The 23,519-nt window shown below is 67.7% G+C and carries 4 protein-coding genes; 2 read left to right on the forward strand and 2 right to left on the reverse strand.

The features are described 5' to 3' along the window. Window positions 1–191: 191 nt before the first annotated feature. Both T333_RS25295 and T333_RS25300 read right to left on the reverse strand, forming a co-directional pair. Window positions 192–2,468, reverse strand: a complete 2,277-nt coding sequence (locus tag T333_RS25295; protein WP_496426053.1) for a SulP family inorganic anion transporter — start codon at window positions 2,466–2,468, stop codon at window positions 192–194. Window positions 2,469–2,764: 296 nt separating this feature from the next. Then, window positions 2,765–4,009 carry a cytochrome P450 gene (locus T333_RS25300; RefSeq protein ID WP_496426054.1) on the reverse strand — a complete coding sequence of 415 codons (1,245 nt, stop codon included), beginning with the start codon at window positions 4,007–4,009 and terminating at the stop codon, window positions 2,765–2,767. Window positions 4,010–4,212: 203 nt separating this feature from the next. Here T333_RS25300 and T333_RS25305 point away from each other — a divergent pair, with 203 nt between their 5' ends. Together T333_RS25305 and T333_RS25310 are read left to right on the forward strand one after the other, a co-directional pair. Further along, window positions 4,213–5,868: a GMC oxidoreductase gene (locus T333_RS25305; protein ID WP_496426055.1), complete on the forward strand. Its 1,656-nt coding sequence runs from the start codon at window positions 4,213–4,215 to the stop codon at window positions 5,866–5,868. A gap of 345 nt (window positions 5,869–6,213) precedes the next feature. After that, on the forward strand, window positions 6,214–23,349 hold the full coding sequence (locus T333_RS25310; protein ID WP_496426056.1) for an amino acid adenylation domain-containing protein: 17,136 nt from the start codon (window positions 6,214–6,216) through the stop codon (window positions 23,347–23,349). Window positions 23,350–23,519 lie beyond the last annotated feature (170 nt).

Below are 23,519 nucleotides of genomic sequence, written 5' to 3' on the forward strand. Positions count from 1 at the left end.
GAGGTCGGTTGACGATCAACATGTCCAGCAGGGCAATAGACCGCGAACCGGCATCTCGCGGTGAAGCAGTTCTCGACACGGCACTGGGCCGAGATGTAAACCCGTTCAAGGGTATTGGTAAAGACTTAGCAAAGCCTGAGAACTGCGGTAGAAGTGGCGCTTCCCATATGATGTTTTCGATGTGAAATCGTTCACATCGCCGTCGAAATACGCCGTCCGGCAACCCCTTCCGTTCGCGACCGTGACCCGCCGCCGCGGGATCGGACGGGCTCGGCCGTGACATCGCGGTCCGCATCGTCGAATTCCGCGATCCCGTCCACCCGAACCTCGATGACCCGCGCGGTCGCGATGTCGAAGAACAAGCCCGAGACCGCCACCCCGCGTTCCTCGATCCCTTGGCGCACGGCGGGATAGGCGTACAGCGTCTCCAGCTGCACCGCCACGTTGACCATGCCCAGCTGGTCCACCGCACCGAACCCGGCGCGCGCGGCGGCCTCGGCGACCGGATGCCCGAGCCGGAACCGCTCCAGCGCGGGCCTGGCGTGAGCCAGCCAGTCCCCCAACCCCGGACCGGCCTGCACCTCTCGATGCAGCGCCTCCATCGCGCCGCATCCGGAGTGCCCGCACACCACCACCGCGCGCACGTCCAGCTGTTCCAGCGCGTAGACCAGCGCGGCCTCGACCGAGACGTCGCTGCCGCCGACCGGCACCAGGTTGCCGACGTTGCGAACGGTGAACAGGTCGCCGGGGCCGCTGTTGGTGATGACGTTGGGCACGATCCTGGCGTCCGCGCAGGTCAGGAAGAACGAGTCCGCGTCGTGGTGGTGGCGAAGACCGTCCAGGTGCGGGCGCATGAGGTGCGCGTGCCCGCGGTGGTAGGCGGCGATGCCCGCGGCGATCCGGTCCACCCGGTTGCCGGTGCGCCGCCACGGCCCGATCACCTCGTCGAGCACCTTGCGGGAATGTCCACGCTCGGGCGGGCCGTGCACGACGGCCGCCATGCGCGCGGCGCCGATCTCGGCGAAATCGACTGCGGCGCTGGCGTCTTCGCGCTGGCGCGCCCAGTCGGTGATCAGCTCGTAGGAGGCGTGGTCGAGGAAGTCGACCGTCATCTCCACCGTCACCGGGACGCCGGGCGGCACCTTGGCCAGCTCCGCGGTGAGCTTGGGCAGCGCGAGGAAGGTGCAGGTGCCGTCGATGGTCACCACCCAGCGCCGCGCGCCCGCCACCGGCTCGGCCAGGATCGTCACCCGGACCACCCGCCACAGCAGCAGCGCCACCGACAGGGCGAGCCCGATCGCCATGCCCTGCAACAGATTCAGGAAGACAACACCGAACACGGTCGCCAGGTAGACCGCCAGGTCGCCGTTGCGCCTGGCGAGCCGAATGTGGGCCAGCTTGATCAGTTGCACGCCGATCAGGATGAGCAGCCCGGCCAGCGCGGCCTTCGGTATCTGCTGGACCAGACCGGCCAGCGCTACGGCGAAGACCAGCACCCAAAGGCCGTGCAGGACGGTGGCGGCCCTGGTCTGCGCGCCCGCGTTGGCATTGGTGATGCTGCGCACGATCACCCCCGCGACGGGCAGTCCGCCGAGCATGCCGGAGGTCATGTTCGCCGCGCCTTGGCCGATCAGTTCGCGATCGAGGTTGGTTCGATGGCCGGGGCGCGCCTTGTCCACGGCCACCGCCGAAAGCAGCGTCTCGACGCTGGCGATGAGCGCGATGGTGATCATCGCGACGCCCACGGCGAACCAGCCGCCCGCGGGGACAGCGGGCAGTCCGATGGCGTCGAACAAGGAGGCGCTCAACACGATTCGATCCACGTCACCCGGAAGACACAGCGACAACAGCGTCGCCGCCAGGACCGCCACCAAAGGACCCGGCACCGCGCGCAACGTGCGCGGCAGGAAGCGCCAAGCGATCAGGATCGCGATGGCCACCAATCCGACGCAGAAGTTCCCGTGGTGCACCGAGACGAGTTGGTGCGGCAGCTGGACCAGGCTTTGGAACGGTGAACTCAGCGACGCGCCGCCCAGCAGCACGTGCACCTGTTGCAGCGCGATGATCACGCCGATGCCCGCCAGCATCCCGTGCACCACCACCGGCGCGATGGCCAGCGCGCCCCGAGCGATTCGACTGAGCCCGAACAGGATCTGCAACACACCGGCCCCGACGGTAATGAAACAGGTTGCCGCCCAGCCGAAATGGTGCACGCTCTCGGCCACCACCACGGTCAGGCTCGCCGTCGGCCCGCTGACCTGGACAGCAGAACCCCCGAGCAGCCCGGCCACCACGCCGCCGACGACCGCGGCGATCAGACCCGCCGCGACGGGCGCGCCGGAGGCGACCGCGATGCCTAGCGAAAGAGGAAGTGCGACAAGGAAAACCACGACGGAGGCCGGGACATCGTGATGCAGGATCCGAACGAGCTGCGACGTCCGTGGTGCGGGATCGGTGTCGGTCGACATAGTTCTCCTTCGCCGTCTCGGCGGCAGCCGATCCGGTTCATCGGGGCAACATGCACTGGCATCGAAAGCGAGCGGCGGGCGAAGCTTGGTGGAGCCGTGGAGCGAGCGGGTCGAGCGGCACTTCGGTGAAGCGGCGACCTCGTGGCGCACAGGTCACCCTGATAGTAAAGACTTCGCAAAGCGCATGGAAAGTTATATGGTGCCGACGGGGACAACTGCTATCAAAATGTGATGCAAGTCACATTTTGACCCAGGCGCGACCGCCTCGCCGACGGCGTCTGCACCGCGGAGCGACGCTAGTTGGCGGACAGTTTGGCGGGCATGGAGCGGTAGCTGTTGAGGTTCACCAGGCCACGCGGGATCGGCGGGCCGTCCAGACGCAGATCCGGGTACCGCTCGAAGAGGGCTCGGAGCCCGATGGCGCCTTCCAATCGGGCGAGGTGGGCGCCCAGGCAGCTGTGCAACCCGCTGCTGAACGAGAGATGTTCCGTGGCGTTGGCTCTGGTCACGTCGAATCGTTCGGGATCGGGGAAGACGCCGGGGTCCTTGTTCGCGCCCTGCAGCAACAGCAGGATCAGCGAACCGGATTCGACGTGCTGATCGGCGATGTCGACGTCGCAACTCGCGATGCGGCCCGTGATCCGGATGGGACCGTCGTAGCGCAGGATCTCCTCGACCGCGCCCGGCCACAGCTCCGGCTGCGCCATCAGCATTTCCAGCTGGTCCGGATGGCGTCTCAGCAGGGCGATTCCGTTGCCGAGCATGTTCACCGTCGTCAAGAATCCGGCGTCGAGCAGCAGGGCCGCGTTGGCTATCTGCTCGCGACGGGTGAGCTCACCACCCGTTACCAGCAGGCTGAGCACATCGTCGCCCGGTTCGGCGGCGAGCCCGGTGATGTGTTGGTCGAAATACCGCTGCCCCTCGGCCAAGTCCTCGATGGCGCGGCGGAAAGTTGCCCAGGTCAGACCCCGGTCGAGCAGCGGCGCACCGGTGTCTCCCCACCTCAGCAGGGTCGAATGCATGTCGGCGGGCAACCCGAGAATCTCGGCGATGATCGCGATGGGCAACCGCTCGGAGAAATCGGAGATCAGATCCGGTCGCGGCGTCGATTCCAGGCGTTCGAGCAGGTCATCGGTCACTTCTACGACCCGCTCCCGAAGTTTGGCTATCGCCTTCGGAGCGAATGCCTGCCCGACAAGGCGTCGGTACTTGGTGTGGTCCGGCGGATCGGTCACCAGCATCGAGGGCGGTTCCGCGAGGTTGGGAAGCCCCAGGTCCGTCTTGGTCAGCACCCATCGCATCGGCTCCGGCAGGGCTCGATTGCTGGGCGTGACCGTGCCGAAGCGACGGTCCCGCAGGATGAGCCGGCACAGTTCGTGGTCCGCGGTCACGCGCACCTGCCGCGATATCGTGGGCATCCGGCCCTGCTGCCGGACCGCCTCCACCGAGCGCGGCGCGCCGCGCACGCGATCCGGGCCGACCACGATCTGCGCGAGGGGATCGCCACGACGTGCCGCCACCAAGAGGTAGGTCCGTGCCAAGCGATGGAGGACCAGCCACCGTATCCACGCGCGCGCCAACATTTGCCACCTCCCACGCCGGATCTTCCCATCGTAGAACGCCACCACCCCCGGCTGGCTAATACTTGGCTAGCATCGTCATGTACCGGCTCGCCCGCGCGTAACCGAGTTTCCCAACACACACCACGAGGTATGGGGATGTGATGGAGCGACCTTCAGATCCCGTGAGGGCCACACTGGACCGGCGCGGTTTCGTCAAGGGCGTCGGCCTGGCCGCCGCGATGCTGGGACTCGCGGGGGGAAGCACGCTCGCGCCGGGCACTTCTCCGGCGTGGGCCGATGACTACCGCCTGAGCCCGAACGCGTTGCTGTACCGCGCACTGGTGCCGGAGATCTTCGCGCCGCTGCCGGACCCGCCGGACCATGTGCCCGCGATCGTCGTCGGATCGGGATTCGGGGCGTCCATCGCCGCACTGCGCCTGGCACAGTCCGGGACCGAGGTCGCGGTGCTGGAGCGCGGGTCGCGCTGGCCGAATGATCTGTGGCGCAACATCTTCGCCATAGACACGATTCCGGATGGCCGTGGCTTCTGGCATCGCACCACGTTCACCGGCGTGACCAGGGCCACCATGTCGTTCGATTTCTTCGGCGGGGTCCTCGACGTTTCCAGCTACCCGGGCATGGATGTGTGGCGCGGCGCGTGCGTCGGCGGCGGCTCGGTGGTGTTCACCGGGGTGATGCTCGAGCCCGAGCAGCGGTTCTTCGACCATGTGTTCGGCGGCGTGGTCGACTACCGCGAGATGCACGACATCTACTACCCCCGAGTCCGAGATACGTTGCGGCCCAGCCCGATACCGGACGACCTCTATCACTCCATCGCGTTCGCGCACTCGCGGGCCTGGGACGGCCAGGTCCGCGCGGCCGGCTACACGCCGCAGCGCATCGACGGCATGTGGAATTGGCACATCATCCGCGACGAGCTGGCCGGACGATCGCAGCCGTCGGCGACGGTCGGCTGTTCCAACCTCGGCAATTCCAACGGCGCGAAGTTCGATCTGAACCAGAACTACCTGCGATATGCCGAGGGCACCGGCCGCGCCCGGATCTACCCGGGCCATCGCGTGGACGCTATCGCCAAGGAACCCGGAGCGTCGGGTCGCTATACCGTTGCCCTGACCAAACTCGCGCCTACCGGCGAGGTGCTCCGAACCCGAACACTGACCTGCGACCGGCTGTTCCTCGGCGCGGGCTCCATCGGCACCTCCGAGCTGCTGGTGCGCGCGCGAGACACCGGCGCGCTGCCGAACCTGAACGAACACATCGGCGAAGGCTGGGGCAGCAACGGTGATGTCGGCTTGGCGCGACCGCTCAGCTCGCTCGACCTGGGCACGCAGGGCGCACCGTCCGCGAGCCGGATTCTGGACGAGGCGGGAGCGCCCGTCTCGCTGGAGAACTGGTTCATCCCCGGCGTGACGCCTTTCGATATCACCACTCTCGCATCGCTGGGCATCGTGCTCGACGACACCCGCGGCCGGTTCGTCTACAACCCGGCCGATGGACGGGTGAACCTGCAGTGGCCGGACAACGGCGCGGCCGGCTACCTCGCGCGGGCGCTGGAAGTCAACGACAAGGTGACGTGTCCCTGCCCGCCCATCGCCCTCCGGGTCGTGGGCGGGGACGCCTCGTTCACCTCACATCCGTTGGGCGGCGCTGTGATCGGACGCGCGACAGACAGGTACGGCCGGGTGCGCGGTTATCGAGGCTTGTACGTGATGGACGGGGCGGCTGTGCCCGGCAGCACCGGAACAGTGAACCCCGCGTTGACGATCAGTGCGCTGGCCGAGCGCAATATCGAAGAGATCATCAGCTCTGGGGAGTAGATTCCCCGAACCCATTGTCGCCGAATACGGACAAACAAGACGCAAGATCGTGCGACGGCGCAGCGGACCTGCACTTATTACGTGTCCACATATCGCCAAGGGCATCGGAGTTTTCAATCCCGCTTTCGAAAATTCGCGCATCGAGATGGCGAATAATTCATAAGTCGAGCGGATCACAATACTGACCCATGCGCTTCCAAGATCGCCGCGGAGAAGCAGCGGAGCGCCGTCCAACACTTTCGCGAGTATTCACCTTATGAGGCGATGCGGAGAGCGAGCCTCCGGGGGTATACGCATACCAATCAGTCGGCTTATACTGGGCGCGGTCGGGTCTGGAGGCAAGTGATGACCGTTCCGCGACCGCAGTCCCCGCTCGACCAGGGGCCGGGCGGGGACGCCGAGCCCGACGTGTCGGTCACTCAGCCGGTGCCGCTGTCCGCTGGACAGCGGGGGCTGTGGCTGGCGCAGAAATTGAGCCCGGATGTGCCGATATGTGAGGCACAGTATCTCGAGTTCCATGGGGATCTGGATCTCGACTTACTTCGCAAGGTTTCGATTCGAGCGGGCCACGAATTCCAATCCGGATATATGCGACTGGTCGAGATCGACGGTGAGCCGCATCAGTTGTTCGACCCGTCGCTGGATTCGACGGGGCCGCTCATCGATATGCGTGGCGAACCGGACCCCATGGCGGCTGCCTTGCAGTGGATGCGCCGGGAGTACACCTCGCCTTTCGATATGATGCGAGACCGGTTGCTGACGTGGGTGATGGTGCAGGTCGGGGATCGGCATTTCCTGTGGTACCTCAAGGGTCACCACGTCGCAGGGGACGGCTACGCCGCGATGACGGTGATGAACCGGGTCGCGGCGCTGTACACAGCGGCGGTGGAGGGCCGGACAGCGGAGCCGAACCAAGCGGCGGACCTGCGCACCCTCTACGAGGCCGATCGCAGTTACCGGGAGTCCAAGCGATTCGCCAGCGACCAAGCGTATTGGCTCGACCGACTCGCCGGCGTCGAGGAGGAGTCCAGCCTGGCCGCCGGATACGCGCCCGCCCGCGCGGACAGTGTCGTGGCGAAGGCCGAGCTGCCCGCCGAGACGGTGGGGCGGATCGATCGTTCCGCGCAGGCGTTGGACGCGACCCCCGCCGCGGTGGTGATCGCCGCGTTCGGAAGTTATCTGGCCCGGATGACCGGCCGGGACGAGGTCATGGTCAATATTCCCGTGTCGGGTCGCACCACCGCGGTGCTGCGGCGGTCCGCTGGAGTCTTCGTCAACGTTGTGCCGCTTCCGATCGCGCTCGGTACGGGCGACACGATCGCGACGCTGGTGCGGCGCGTGCAGTCCGACCTGATCGGAGCGTTGCGGCACCAGCGGTGCGGCCTCACCGACATTCGCGCCGCCGCGGGACACAACGGACAGCGGCGTTTCGCCGGCCCGGTGGTGAATGTCATGTTCTTCCACCAGGAACTCCGGCTCGGGTCGATGTCCGCGGAATTCCACATCCTCAGCTCCGGGCCGGTCGAGGATTTGCTGGTCGACCTCTACCAGGCAGGCGACCCGCCACAGACGATCCTGCACTTCATGGCCAATCCGAACCTCTACACCGGCCCCGAACTGTCGGCGCACTACACCAGATTCGTCCAGTTCCTCGACGCGTTCGCCGCCGCCGCACCGGACACCGATCTCGGCCAGGTCCACCCCGACAGCGCCCGGCACGGCGCCGGAATACGCCGCCGCCGCGAGAACCTGGCGTTCTGGCGAGCCACGCTCGCGGACCTTCCCGAGGAGCTGTATCTCCCGGTGGACAGGTTGCCCGCGGCGAGGTCGGATCGGCGTGCCACCCTCGGCTACTCGATGGGCGCCGAGTTGGTTCTGTCCTTGGAAAGGTTTGCACGGCAACGTGGTTCGCCACTGCCCATGGTGATTCACAGCGCGTTGGCTGTCCTGCTCGCCCGGTTGAGCGGTTCGACCGATATTTCGATCGGCACGCCAGTCGCCGTCCGCCTCGCGGCCGAGCTCGACGACGAGGCCGATATGTTCGTCAACACCCTGGCGTTGCGGACCGAGGTCGATCTCGACGAGTCGTTCACCGACCTGCTCGGCCGGATCGGGCAGGTCGACCTCGATGCCTTCGGGCACGCCGATGTTCCGTTCGAGCAACTGGTCGATCAACTCGCTCCGCGACGGTCGCAGGCTCGCCACCCGCTGTGTCAGGTGATGCTGGCTTTCCAGAATTCGGAGCGGGCGGAACTGGAGGTGCCCGGTCTGGATGTGTCGGTGGTCGATATGCCCGACGAGGCATCTCGTTTCGACCTACGGGTCGTGCTGTCGGACGATCACGACAGTGGCGGCATTGCGGTAGCGCTCACCTATGCCACCGATTTGTTCGATGCCGCGACGATCGAGTCGTTCGCGCACCGGTGGATCCAGATACTCGAGTCGGTGGCCGCCGATCCCACCGCCGCGGTGGGGGGCATCGAGGTGCTCGAGCCTGCCGAGCGAGCCGACCTACTGTCCCGCTCTGGTGCGCCCGCGGTGGCGCCCACTACTTTGGCCGACTTGGCGACCGCAGCGGTCGCACGGGATCCCGACGCCACGGCGATCGTTTTCGAGGGGCGGCAGCTGAGCTACCGAGAACTCGACGAGCGTTCGAATCGGTTGGCCCGTTTACTGATTCAGCGCGGCGTCGGCCCGGAGGATATCGTCGCGATCGGCATGCCGCGCTCCGCGGATTCCGTACTCGCGGTATGGGCGGTCGCCAAGTCGGGTGCCGCGTTTCTACCGATCGAACCGACCTATCCCCGCGAACGCATCACCCACATGGTGACCGATTCCCACGCGGCGATCGGTCTCACGGTCACCTCGGCGCGAACGCGATTGCCCGACGACATCGACTGGTTGACACCGGAGGACCTCGACGACGTCGAGGACCGCCCCGTCACCGACGGTGACCGGGTACGCCCGCTGCGTGTCGATGACCTCGCCTATGTCATCTACACCTCCGGATCGACCGGACTGCCCAAGGGTGTCGCGGTCACCCACCGCGGATTCGCCAACTGCGCCACCGAGCACCGGCACGCCATGGGAATCGAACTTGGTTCTCGTATCGTGCATTCGGCTTCGCCGAGCTTCGACGTATCGGTACTGGAATTGCTGTTGGCGTTGTGCGCGGGTGCGACCATGGTCATCGCCCCCAGCGACGTCTACGGCGGCGACGAACTCGCCGAACTGCTCGACCGCGAGCGTGTCAGTCATATGCTGATCACGCCTTCGGCGTTGTCCACCATCGACCACACTCGTTGGCCGCTAACGTATTTGCGATACCTGCTGGTCGGCGGCGAGGGCTACGGCACCGAGTTGGTCGAGCGCTGGAGCGACGGCGACCGGAGCGTATTCAACGAGTACGGGCCTACCGAAGCCACCATCGCCGCGACGTTGACTCCCCCGTTGACGGCCGGTGAGTTGGTGACGATCGGTGGCCCGATTCGCGGTGTCTCGGAATGGGTTCTGGATCAGCGGCTGCAACCGGTGCCGGTTGGTGTCGCGGGTGAGTTGTACGTCGCGGGTGCTCTGCTGGCCCGCGGATACCATCGCCGGGCAGCTTTGACGGCCGAGCGTTTCGTAGCGTGCCCCTGGAGGCCCGGCGAGCGGATGTATCGCACGGGGGACGTGGTCCGGTGGACCGCCGATGGAGCGATCCAGCATCTCGGCCGATCCGATTTCCAGGTGAAGATTCGTGGCCGTCGTATCGAACTCGGCGAGATCGATGCGACGCTCGCCGCTCACGAGAGCGTCGGTTTCGCCGTGACGATCGGCCACCGCAACGATGCCGGGACCGAGTCGTTGGCTTCGTATGTCGTTGCCGCGACTGGTTATTCGATCGATACCACGATCCTGACCGAGTACCTGGCCGACCGGTTGCCGTCCTATATGGTCCCGTCCGCGATCATGGTGCTGGAGCGTATCCCTTTGACGTCGGTGGGCAAGCTGGATCGCAAGGCGCTGCCCGATCCGGTATTCACCGAATACAAAGCCTTCCGCGCACCGCGGACACCCCTCGAACGCACGATCGCCGGATCGTTCGCCGAGGTATTGCGAATCGATGCCGTCGGCCTCGACGACTCGTTCTTCGCCCTCGGCGGGGACAGCGTGGTCGCGACCAGGGTCGCCGCGCGGCTGGGGGCCGCGCTGGACACCGAGATTCCGGTGCGGCTGTTGTTCGAGGCGCCCACGGTAGCGGCGCTGGCTGCCCGCGTAGAGCAGCATTCCGGCGCCGGTCGGCAACGCCCACCGCTGATCGCCGGGCCGCGCCCGGACCTCGTGCCCTTGGCGCCTGCCCAGCAACGGATGTGGTTCTTCAACCAGTACGACACCGGCTCGGGGGCGTACAACGTGCCGATCGCCATCCGGTTGCGTGGCGAGTTGAATGTCGAGGCACTGCGATCGGCCATGGTCGACGTGCTGCGCAGGCACGAGTCCTTACGGACGCGGTATCCGGACCACGACGGAATGCTGATCCAGCTCATCGAACCCGCCGACGAGATAAACCCCGAGCTGGCCCTGGTATCGGTTCCGGCGAGCCGAGTGGACACGGCGGTAGCCGAATTCGTCACCGCAGGCTTCGATGTGAGCGCCCGGGCGCCGGTCCGTGCCCGATTGTTCCGCGCTGCCGACAGCGAGGAGCCCGAATACGTGCTGGCCGTCGTCGTGCACCACATCGCCGCGGACGGTTTCTCCATGGCGCCGCTGGCCCGCGACGTGACGACCGCGTACACCACCCGAACCCGCGGCGAAGTCCCTTCGTGGACACCGCTGCCCGTCCAGTACGCGGATTACGCACTGTGGCAACGAGCTACTCTCGGCTCGCCCGACGATCCGGAATCGCTGAGCGCCCAGCAGATCCGGTACTGGACCGAAACCCTGGACGGAGTCACCGAAGAACTTCGTCTGCCGACCGACAGGCCGAGGCCGGTGGTGGCGTCCAATCGAGGCGCCACCATCGACTACACCCTGGACGCCGAGTTGGTGCGGGCATTGGAAAGACTGGCGCGGCACCATAGTTCGTCATTGTTCATGGTGATCCACGGCGCGCTGGCGGTCCTGCTCGCCCGGTTGAGCGGCACCACCGATATTCCGATCGGGACACCGATCGCCGGGCGCGGCGCGGCCGAACTCGACGACGTGATCGGCATGTTCGTCAACACCCTGGTCTTGCGGATCCGGATCGATCCCGACGAGTCGTTCACCGATCTGCTCGATCGAGTCAGGCAGATCGATCTGGATGCCTTCGGACACGCCGACGTGCCGTTCGAGCAACTGGTCGATCAACTCGCTCCCCAACGATCCCAGTCCCGGCACCCCCTGTTCCAGGTGATGCTGGCATTCCAGAATCTGGAACAGGTGAAGCTCGAACTGCCCGGTCTCGATGTATCGGTGGTCGACCTTCCCAACGAAGTGTCTCGTTTCGACCTGCAGGTCGTCCTGTCGGACACCCACAACGGTGGCGAGATGGCGGTAGCGGTCACCTATGCCACGGAACTGTTCGACACCGCGACGATCGACTCCCTCGTACACCGGTGGATCCGGATACTCGAGTCGGTGGCCACCGATCCCACGGTCCCGGTCGGGATGATCGAGGTGCTCGAGGCCGCCGAACGTGCCGACCTGGTGTCGCGCTCCGGCGGGCCCGCGGCGGCGCCCGCCACACTGCCCGACCTGTTGACCGCGGCGGCCGCACGAGATCCCCATGCCGCGGCGATCGTTTTCGAGGGGCGGCAGCTGAGCTATCGGGAGGTGGACGAGCATTCGAATCGGTTGGCCCGGATATTGATTCAGCGCGGTGTCGGTCCGGAGGATATCGTCGCGATCGGCATGCCGCGCTCCGCGGATTCCGTACTCGCGGTGTGGGCGGTCGCCAAAACCGGCGCCGCTTTTCTGCCGATCGACCCGACCAATCCCATCGAACGCATCACCCACATCGTGGCCGATTCCAAGGCGGCGATCGGTCTGACCGTGCCGTCAGCGCGAAGCCGATTACCCGACGCCATCGACTGGTTGACACCGGAGGACCTCCCCGAGACCGAGAACCGCCCCGTCACCGATAGCGACCGGGTACGCCCGCTGCGTGTCGACCACGTCGCCTACGTCCTCTACACCTCTGGATCGACCGGACTGCCCAAAGGCGTCGCGGTCACCCACCGCGGACTCCGCAACTGCGCCACCGTGCACCGGCATGGCATGAGAATCGGATCGGGTTCTCGCGTTCTGCATCTGGCTTCGCCGAGCTTCGATGTGTCGGTACTGGAATTACTGGACGCGGTGTACTGGGTCGCGACCATGGTCATCGCGCCCAGCGATGTCTACGGCGGCGACGAACTCGGCGAATTGCTCGACCGGGAGCACGTCAGCCATCTCCTGATCACGCCCTCGGCATTGTCCACCATCGACCACAATCGTTGGCCGCTACCGGATTTGCGAAATCTCTTGGTCGGCGGCGAGGACTGCGGCGCCGAGTTGGTCGCGCGCTGGAGCGACGACCACCGGAACATGGTCAACGAATATGGGCCCACCGAGACCACGATCGCCGCGACGCTGGCCTCCCCACTGACGGCAGACGAACCGGTCACCATCGGTAAGCCGATCCGTGGTGCCTCCGTATGGGTGCTCGATCAACGACTACAACCCGTAACAGTCGGCGTGACAGGCGAATTGTATGTCGCGGGCACCTTGCTGGCCCGCGGATACCACCGCCGGGCGGGTCTGACCGCCGCGCGTTTCGTAGCATGCCCGTGGGCGCCCGGGGAACGCATGTACCGCACCGGAGACTTGGTCCGATGGACGGCCGACGGAGCGCTCCAACATCTCGGCCGGTCGGACTTCCAGGTCAAGATTCGGGGTCTGCGCATCGAGCTCGGGGAGATCGATGCGTCGCTCACCGCCCATGAGACCGTCGATTTCGCCGCCACGATCGGTCACCGCGGCGAGTCCGGGTCCCAGTCGCTGGTTTCGTATGTCTTCGCCGCGCCGGGTAAGTCGATAGATACCACGATCCTGACCGAGTACCTCACGGGCCGGTTGCCGTCCTATATGGTCCCGTCCACGATCATGGTGCTGGATCGGATCCCCTTGACCGCGGCGGGCAAGCTGGATCGCAACGCACTCCCCGATCCGGTATTCGTCGGCGACAAGGCGTTCCGAGCACCCGAGACACCGCTCGAACGCACGATCGCCGAATCGTTCGCCGGTGTCCTGGGTATCGACACGGTCGGCCTCGACGATTCGTTCTTCGCCCTCGGCGGCGACAGCATCAGGTCGATCCAGCTGGTCACTCGGGCCGGGGCGGCGGGGGTGGTGTTCTCCGCGCGCGACGTGTTCGAGCGCAAAACCGTTGCTGGGCTGGCCCAGATCGCCGTCCTCGACAGCACCGCGGCGTCCGCCCTTCCGAAGGAACTGCCCGGCGGGGGTGTCGGGCCGATACCGCTGACGCCGAACATGCGACGGCTGATCGAAGGCGCGGAGCCGGGGTTCGACCGCTTCTCGCAGGCGATGATGCTGGCTCCGCCCGCGGGGATCGACCAGCGGAAGCTGGCGGCCACGGTGCAGGCGGTACTCGATCGGCACGACATGCTGCGCGCGCGGCTGCGCTCCGGCGCCGAGGGGAGTTGGGCGTGGGAGGTGCTGCCGGTCGGGAAGATTCGGGCCGACGACGTCGTCCGGCGGGTGGCGATGGCGGGGCAGCCGGGAAGCGACGAGTTCCGTGCGTCGGTGGCGGCGGAATCGGCGGCCGCCGCGGATCGGCTCGATCCGGGCGCCGGGATCGTGATGCAGGTGGTCTGGTTCGATTCGGGCGACGCGGCGGAGTCGAGCAGAGTGCTTGTGCTGGTGCATCGTTCGGCGATCGACAGTGCGTCCTGGCGGGTGCTGGTGGCCGATTTGGCGGTCGCGTGGGCGCGGATCGAGTCCGGCGAGCCACCCGATCCGGCCCCGGTAGGGACATCGATGCGCAGGTGGGCGCACGGGCTGGTCGAGGCAGCCCAACGCCCGGAGCGGACCGCCGAGCTCGACTTGTGGCAGGCGATGGCCGCCCGGGACGATCCGGTGATCGGATCCCGGCCTCTCGACCCCGAGATCGATGTGGCTGCCACGATCCGCACGGTCGAGGTCGTCGTGTCCCCCGAGGTGACCGAAGCGCTGTCGACCGACGTCCCAGCGGCATTCCACGGCAGTGTGGGCGACGGGCTGCTGGCCGCGCTGGCGGTAGCGGTGACGAAGTGGCGGCGCCAGCGTGCGACGGAACTCGCGGAGGTGGTGATCGATCTCGAAGGGCACGGCCGTGCGGAGGACGCCGTCCCGGGCTCGGATCTGACTCGGACGGTCGGCTGGTTCGCCACGAGTTTTCCGATGCGCCTGGACCTTTCGACCATCGATCTCGAGGACGCGTGCGCCGGTGGCCCGGCTATGGGGGCAGCGGTCAAGTCCGTCAAGGAACAGCTGCGCGCCGTTCCGGACCACGGAATCGGCTACGGCTTGTTGCGATATCTCAACGAGGACACCGGACCGATTCTCGCAACCCGGCCGACGCCGCAGATCGCGTTCGACTACACCGCCACGGATCTTCCCGAAGAAATACTTTCGGCCGGATGGATGCCGGTGGATGATCCCGCCGCTGCCGGTGCGCGGAATCCGGATATGCCGGTGTCGGCAGTGCTCGACATCAAGGCCTGCACCGACGACGAGGCGGGCCGTCCGCGGTTGCGGGCGATCTGGTCGTATCCCGCCGGGGTGCTCACCGCCGACGAGGTACGCGAGGTGGCGGAGTCGTGGCGCCGAGTCTTGACCGCGTTGGCGAGACATGTCCAGCACGCCGGGTCCGGCGGACGGACGCCGTCGGACCTAACTCTGGTCCGGCTCGGGCAGTCCGAAATCGAGCGACTCGAAGACAGCTATCCGGCGTTGAGCGACGTCTGGCCGTTGACTCCGTTGCAGGAGGGGTTGCTGTTCCATGCGCTGGTGTCCGAGGAGTCCATGGACGCCTACTTGGTGCAGTTGGTCCTCGAGCTGCGTGGGCGGGTCGACCCGGAGCGGCTGCGCCGAGCCGCGCAGGTGCTGCTCGACCGGCATGCGAATTTGCGCACCGCGTTCGTCACCGACACCGCCGCCGGACCGGTGCAGGTGGTCAACGAAAACGTCGAGGTCCCCTGGTCGGAGCTCGACCTGTCCGGGCTCGCGGACGGTGCCCGCGACCGCGAGTGGGATCGGCTGATGGCCGCGGACCGGGCGGCCCGGTTCGACCCGGCTCGTGCCCCACTGCTGCGCTGGATGCTGGTCACCACGGGGCCCGAGCACTACCGGCTGGTGCTGACCAACCATCACCTGCTGCTCGACGGCTGGTCGACGCCGCTGCTTCTGAAGGAGTTGCTGATCCTCTACGCCACCGACGGCGACGCCGCGATCCTGCCTCGCCTCCGTCCCTACCGGGACTTCTTGGCGGAGATCGGCGGGCGGGACCCGACCGCTTCGCTCGACGCCTGGGCTCGCGCGTTCGACGGCGCCGACGGGCCGACCCTGGTGGCTCCGGCCGATCCCGGCCGCCCGTACACCGAATCGCGTGAGGTGGTCGGCGAACTGACCGAGGAACAGACCGCGTCGCTGACCGGCCTGGCGCGCGCTCGTGGCGTCACCCTCAACACCGTGATCCAGACGGCATGGGCGATCGTGTTGGGCGCGTTCACGTCCCGGGACGACGTGACGTTCGGCGCCACGGTGTCCGGACGGCCCCCGCGGATCGCGGGCATCGAGTCGATGATCGGACTGTTCATCAACACACTGCCGGTGCGCGTCCGCCTCGATCCCGCCGAGAGCTTGGGCCAGCTGCTCGACCGAATCCAGGCGGAGCAGGCCGGACTGCTCGATCACCACTACGTGGGTCTGACCGACATCGAGCGGGTGGCCGGGCCCGCGGCGGTCTTCGACACGATCACGGTGTTCGAGTCCTTCCCGATCGATCGCGGCGGGCTGACCGCGGACACCGATATCGCCGGCATGCGGCTGATCGACGTGACCAGCGTCAACGCCGCGCACTATCCGCTGGGAGTGGTCGCGCGGGTCGACACCCGACTGCACGTCGAGATCAACTACCTGCCCGAACTCTTCGACCGGGACACTATGGACGCGACCCTGCGGAGGTTCCTGCGCGTCATCGGCGCCGTCGCCGCCGACCCGGATCTGCCGCTGGCGCGGCTGGACCTGCTCTCCCCGGCCGAACACCGGGAGTTGACGCCGGTTTCGGGCGATCCAGCGGTGCGGGAGCGGGTGCTGCCGGAGTTGCTGGCGGCGGCGGTGCAGCGGGATCCGGGGGCGGTCGCGGTGGTGTGCGGGGATCGGTGGTGGACGTACGGCGAGCTGGACGCGGAGTCGAATCGGTTGGCCCGCTTGTTGATCGGCCGGGGTGTCGGGCCGGAGGCGAGTGTCGCGGTCGGATTGCCGCGGTCGGTCGATTCGGTACTGGCGGTATGGGCGGTGGCTAAGTCGGGGGCAGCGTTCGTGCCGGTGGATCCGCAGTACCCGGCGAGCCGGATCGAGCACATGCTCACCGATTCCGGTGTGGCGGTGGGGATCACACGGCCGGAGTGGCGGGATCGGCTGCCCGGGACTGTTCCGTGGTTGATCCTCGGCGAGGTCGAAACGGAGGCTGCAGGGTGGTCGTCGGCGCCGGTGACCGATGCGGAGCGAACATCGGCGGTGCGGGTCGACAACGCGGCGTACGTGATCTACACGTCCGGCTCGACAGGTGTGCCGAAGGGTGTGGTGGTGTCGCATCGAGGGTTGGCGAACCTGGTGGCCGAGGAATGTTCGCGGTTCGGCACCGGGCCGAGCGCGCGGGTGCTGGCTTTCGCGTCTCCGAGTTTCGACGCGGCGGTCCTGGAACACCTGTTGGCGTTCGCGGCGGGCGGTCGGCTGGTGATCGCGCCCCCGACCGTCTACGGCGGAGACGAGCTGGCGCGGATCCTGTCGCGCACGAAGGTGACCCATGTCGCGCTGACGCCCGCGGCTTTGGGGACGGTCGATCCCGCCGGGCTCGACGACCTCGGCACCATCGTGACCGGTGGCGAAGCGCCCACACCGACACTGGTGTCGCGGTGGGCGCCGGGCCGGAGATTCTTCAACACCTACGGCCCGGCCGAGGCCACGATCCTGACCGATGCCGGTGCGCCGATAGTGGCAGGTGAGGCGGTGACGATCGGTGGACCGATCCGCGGGGTCGGCCAGGTCGTGCTCGACGCGTGGTTGCGGCCGGTGGCGATCGGGGTCGTCGGCGAGTTGTATCTGGCGGGCCCCGGCCTGGCCCGCGGCTACCGCAACGGGACGGGTCTGACGGCATCGCGGTTCGTCGCCGATCCGTTCGAGGGCCCGGGACAACGCATGTATCGGACCGGCGACCTGGTGCGGTGGGTGCGACTACCTGACCGGAGTCTGGCGCTCGAATATGTGGGCCGGTCGGATTTCCAGGTCAAGATTCGTGGTTTCCGCGTCGAGCTCGGCGAGGTCGAATCGGCTCTGGTCGCCTGCCCGGGTGTGGCCCGAGCAGCGGCGACTGTGCACCGGGACCCCGCCACCGGCGACCGGTTGATCGGGTACGTCGAGCCCGAGCACCGCGCGGACCTCGACGCGGCCGCGGTCCGCGCGTTCGCCGCGGAGCGGTTGGCCTCGCACATGGTGCCCGCGACCGTGATGGTGCTCGACGCGCTCCCGGTGACGGCGAACGGCAAGATCGACCGCGCCGCTCTGCCCGAGCCGGACTTCACCGCGGGCCGAGCCGAATTCCGGGCACCGGCCACCGACGTGGAGACGACGCTGGCGCGACTGTTCGCCGAGGTACTGGGTATCGACACGGTCGGTGCCGACGATTCGTTCTTCGCCCTCGGCGGCGACAGCATCATGTCGATCCAGCTGGTGACGCGAGCGAGGGCTGCGGGTGTGGTGTTCTCCGCGCGCGAGGTGTTCGAGCGCAAGACGGTCGCCGGACTGGCCGAGATCGCCGTTCTCGACGACAGCGCCGCGGCCACCTCCCTTCCGGCGGAACTGCCCGGCGGGGGCGTGGGACCGGTACCGCTGACGCCGATCATGCATTGGATGATCGAGCGCGGCGGCTTCGATCGCTTCTGCCAGTGGGTGATGCTCACCCTGCCGACCGGCATCGATGCCACCGGAATCGGCGCCACCGTCCAGGCGGTGATCGATCACCACGACATGCTGCGCGCTCGGCTACAGCCGGAACCCGCGCACCCGTCGGGGTGGACGCTACGGGTGCAGCCGACCGCGATGCCCGCCGCCGGGCTGATCCGGCGGGTGCCGGTGGATGTGGCGCCGGACAGCAGCGCCTTCGCGGCGCTCGCCGACGCCGAGGCGAACGCGGCGGCCGAACGCCTCGACCCCGCGGCCGGAGTCGTGCTGCAGCTGGTCTGGTTCGACTGGGCCGGACAACAGGGACGGCTGCTCGTCGTCGCGCACCACTTGGTGATCGACGGCGTGTCGTGGCGGATCCTCGTCCCCGATCTCGCCGTGGCGTGGGCCCAGCTGAGTGCCGGACAGCGGCCGCGGCTCGCGCCCGTCGGCACTTCGGTGCGGCGCTGGGCGCATGCGCTGAACACCGCCGCCGGAAGCCTCGACGAACTCGACTGGTGGCAGTCCACGCTCGCCGCCGACGATCCGCCGATCGGTGCCCGCCCGATCGACCCGTCCGTGGACGTGCAAGCCACCGCCGCCACCGTCGAGGTGGCGCTTCCCACCGCGGTGACCCGCGCCGTACTCACCACCCTGCCCAGGGCGTTCCACGGCAACGTGGACGACGCCCTCGTCGCCGGGCTCGCGCTGGCGCTGACCCGATGGCGGCGCCGCCGCGGCGATACCGTCGCCGAGACGCTGCTCACCCTCGAAAGCCACGGCCGCCACGACACGGTGCTCCCCGGCGCCGACCTCACCCGCACCATCGGATGGTTCACCACCACCTACCCGGTCCGGCTCGACGTGTCCGGTATCGACATCGACGACGCCTTCGCCGCCGGGGATGCCGCCGCGGCGGTCGTCAAGTCGGTCAAGGAACAACTCCGGCGGGTCCCCGACCACGGGATCGGCTACGGGCTGCTGCGTTATCTCAACGCCGATACCGCCCCCGTCCTGCGTGAATTGCCCACTCCCCAGGTGAGTTTCAACTACCTCGGCCGACTCGACACCACTCCCCCGACGTTGCGCGACATCGGGTGGATGCCCGCAGGCGACGGTGGCAGCGTCCAGAACCCCGATGCCCCCGTCGCTGCCCTGCTCGGCATCAACGCGGTCACCATCGATACCTCGGACGGGCCCACCCTTACCGCCGCCTGGGAGTATCCGACCGGCGTGCTCACCTCCATTGAGGTCACCGACCTCGCGGAACTGTGGCGCGACGCGGTGACCGCTCTGGCCGCGCACGCGTCCCGCCCCGACGCGGGCGGGCTCACCCCTTCCGACGTCGGCCTCGTCGACCTCGACCAAGGCGCGATCGACCGGCTCGCGGCCGGACGTTCGACACTGGACGACATCTGGCCGCTCACGCCGCTGCAAAAAGGGTTGCTGTTCCACGCCCAACTCGCCGACGGCACCCTCGACGCCTACATAGTGCAACTCGGTCTGGAACTCGGCGGGCGCGTCGACGCCGACCGGCTGCGCCGCGCCGCGCAGGCTCTCCTCGGACGTCACCCGAACCTGCGGACCGCGTTCGTGCGCGATGGCGCCCGCGAAGCGGTCCAGCTGGTGCACCAGCACGTCGACGTGCCGTTCACCGAGATCGACCTGGCCGGGCGCGACGACACGGAAGCCGCACTCGAAGAGTTCATGGACGCCGACCGCCGCGCGTGCTTCGACGTGACCACCGCGCCGCTGCTGCGACTCACCCTGATCAGCACCGCGCCCCGGCGGTATCGACTGCTGCTCAGCATGCACCACATCCTGATAGACGGCTGGTCCACGCCACTGCTCATCCGAGAACTGCTGACCCTCTACGCCGCCGACAGCGACCCCACGGTGTTGCCCCCGGTGCGCCCCTACCGCGACTACCTACGGTGGCTGAACGCCCAGGACCGTGACGCCGCGGAAGCCGCGTGGGCGCGGGCATTCGAGGGCATCGCCGAGCCGACCCTGCTGGCGCCCGCGGATCGCGGCCGCCGACCCACCATCGCCGCGCGCGAAGTCCAGGTGCGACTGAGCCAGCAGCGCACCGCGGCCCTTGTCGCGGTGGCCCATCGACAAGAGGCCACCCTCAACACCCTCGTCGAAGCCGCCTGGGCGATCGTGCTCGCCACCTCGACCGCCCGCGAGGACGTGGTCTTCGGCACCACCGTCTCCGGGCGCCCGCCGCAGATCCCCGGCATCGAATCGATGATCGGGTTGTTCGTCAACACCGTGCCCGTCCGGATCCGGCTCGATCACGACGAAACGCTGGCCGAGCTACTGCGGCGAATCCAAGCCGAACAGGCCGCGCTGCTCGACCATCACCACCTCGGGCTCGCCGAGATCCAGCGCGTGGCCGGTCCCGGCGCGATGTTCGACACCGTGACCGTCCTCGAGTCCTATCCGGTCGACCGGGCCGGTCTGTCCGAAGACACCGACATCGCGGGGATGCACGTTCTCGACGTCGACGGACGCGACGCCGCGCACTATCCGCTCGGCCTGGTCGTCCATCAGGACACCCGAGTGCACCTCACCTTCAAATACCTGCCGGAACTGTTCACCCGACACCAGATCGACGCCATCGCCGACCGAATGCTGCGCGTGCTCGACACCCTCGCCGAACACATCGACCTCCCGCTGACCCAGCTGCAGTTGCTGTCGCCGGAGGAACGAGCCACCTTGGTCCCCGTTCGCGGTCGCCCCGGTCTGCCGCTGTCGATCTTGCCGCAGGTGTTGACGGCCGCGATGACGCCGGACACGGAAGCGGTGGTCTGCGACGGCTCGAGGCTGTCCTACCGCGAACTCGACGAGATTTCGAACCGGTGGGCGCGGGTATTGATCGAGGCGGGAACAGGACCGGAATCGATGGTGGCCATAGCGTTACCGCGCTCCGTCGACGCCGTGATCGCCGTGTGGGCGGTCGCCAAAGCCGGTGGCGCGTTCGTCCCCATCGATCCCGCCCATCCCCGGGACCGGATCACCGGCATGCTCACCGATTCCGGTGCCGCAGTAGGGCTGACACTCGGGATCCACCGAGACCAGCTGCCGGACACCACCGATTGGCTCGCCCTCGACGACCCATCCTTCGCGGCGACGACAGCGTCGGCGTCCCCCGCCGCGATCACCGACCGCGACCGCACGACCACGCTACGGCCACACCACCCGGCCTATCTGATGTTCACCTCGGGCTCCACCGGGATTCCCAAAGGCGTCGTGGTCACCCACAGCGGAATCGCGGACCTGGCCGCCGAAACACGGGAACGGTTCGGCCTCACCCCGGCCTCTCGGGTGCTGGGCGCCGCCGCCCTGACCTTCGACGTCTCGGTCCTCGAATGGCTCAGCGCCGCGGCCGCGGGCGCCACACTGGTCCTCGCACCCGCACCGGTGGTCGCGGGCGCAGACCTGGCACAGGTGATCAAGACCGAACGCGTCACCCATGCCGCCTTCACTCCGACAGTGCTCGCCTCGCTGCCCCCCGACGAACTCGACACCCTCGGCACCCTGATCCTCGGCGGCGAGACATGCCCACCGGACCTGGCAGCGCAGTGGATTCCGGGCCGGACGGTGATCAGCTCCTACGGTGCTACCGAAACCACCATCATGAGCTGCGCCGACGCTCCCGCGACCACCAACGCTCCGATGACGATCGGCGGCCCGACCCGCGGATTCACCGCCGTCGTACTCGACCGCAGACTGCGACCCGTCCCACCCGGAGTCGTCGGCGAACTGTACGTGTCCGGACCGGGCCTCGCCCGCGGCTACCACAGGCAACCCGTAACCACAGCAGCCCGATTCGTCCCCGACCCGTACGGGCCGCCCGGGACACGGATGTACCGCACCGGCGACCTTGTGACCTGGACCGCCGACCGAACCCTGCGATACAAGGGCCGCAGCGACCTGCAACTCAAGATCCACGGCCACCGCATCGAACGCGGCGACATCGAAGCCGCGCTACGCGGCCACCCCGACATCACCCACGCCGCCGTCACCGTCCACAGCCGATCCAACGGCTCCGGCCAACTCACCGGCTACGTCGTCCCCGCCCCGCACACCACGCCCGACACCCTCGCGCTGACCACCTATCTCGCGACCCGGCTACCCACCCACATGATCCCCACCGCGATCCTCACCCTCGACCGGATCCCCCTCACCTCCACCGGCAAACTCGACTACAAAGCCCTACCCGCACCCGACCGGCGGCATTCCCGATTCCGGCCGCCGTCCACCCCACTCGAGACCACCGTCTGCGACGCCTTCGCCCGGACTCTCGACATCGAACGCGTCGGCGTCGACGACGGCTTCTTCGCCCTCGGCGGCAATTCGCTGGCCGCCACCCAGCTGGTTGCGCGGCTGGCGGAATCGACCGGCGCCGACGTGCCGATTCAATGGGTCTTCACCGACCCGACACCGCAATTGCTGGCTCGCCGCATCGATGCCCGCCTGCGCGGCCTCGAGGAACAGGATTCCGGCGACGCACTGTCGGTGCTGCTCCCGCTGCGTGCTGCGGGAACCGGCCCACCACTGTTCTGCGTCCACCCCGCCATCGGATTGGCTTGGGGCTTCAGCGGACTCGTGCAGCACGTCGACCCCGACCGTCCCGTGTACGGACTGCAATCCCCGACGCTGACCGATCCCACCGCGCGGTTCGACACACTCGACCACCTCGCCGCCCGCTACGTACGGGAGATGCGGTCCGTCCAGCCGCACGGCCCTTACCACTTGCTCGGCTATTCGCTCGGCGGCACCATCGCCCACGCGATCGCCGTCCAACTCCGCCGAGACGGTGAACAGGTGGCGACCCTGGCCATGATGGACACCCGAGTCGTCACCGACCGCATCGTCGGCACTCTGGCCCCCACCACCGCGGACTTGCTGACCGAGTTCGGCGGCCTCGCCGCTTTCGAGCTTCCCGCCGACCTCACCTTCGAGGTCGCGGCCGAGTTGCTGCACCGGCAGGGCGGACTCTTCACCGCCCTGACCGCCGAGCATCTCGTGACTCTGCACCGCGACTACACCCGGCTCGTCGACCTCACCCGAAACCACCGGCCTGCATCCTTCGCCGGTGACCTGATCTACTTCAGCTCCACTCCGGACCACACGGACAACGGCCCCTCTCCGGCTCACGCATGGAACAAACACATCACCGGCCGCATCACCGAACACCGCATTCCCGCCCGGCACGAACGGATGACCGACCCGGACGCACTCCGCGCGATCGGGCTTGCCCTCACCGAGCACTTCCACGAGCTACACATCGATCGAGTTCGTGGCTGAGGGGTGATCGTCAGCAAGACACGCTGGAGCTGAGGACTGTCGCGGGCGCCCTCGGTACGAAGCCGCGCCTGCATAGCTACGCTCGCTCAATTGCGGTGACGGGGCGATGTCGGCTCCGAGTCGAGCCCAGGATGGATGCGAATTGATCGCACCTATATCGCTCACAGGCT

It is taken from the genome of Nocardia sp. CNS-044 (assembly GCF_059570515.1).

What these genes read in the sequence shown, in the direction of transcription:
- T333_RS25295 (WP_496426053.1), bottom strand. Translation starts at nt 2,468, where the DNA reads ATGTCGACCGACACCGATCCCGCACCACGGACGTCGCAGCTCGTTCGG.
- T333_RS25310 (WP_496426056.1), top strand. Translation starts at nt 6,214, where the DNA reads ATGACCGTTCCGCGACCGCAGTCCCCGCTCGACCAGGGGCCGGGCGGG.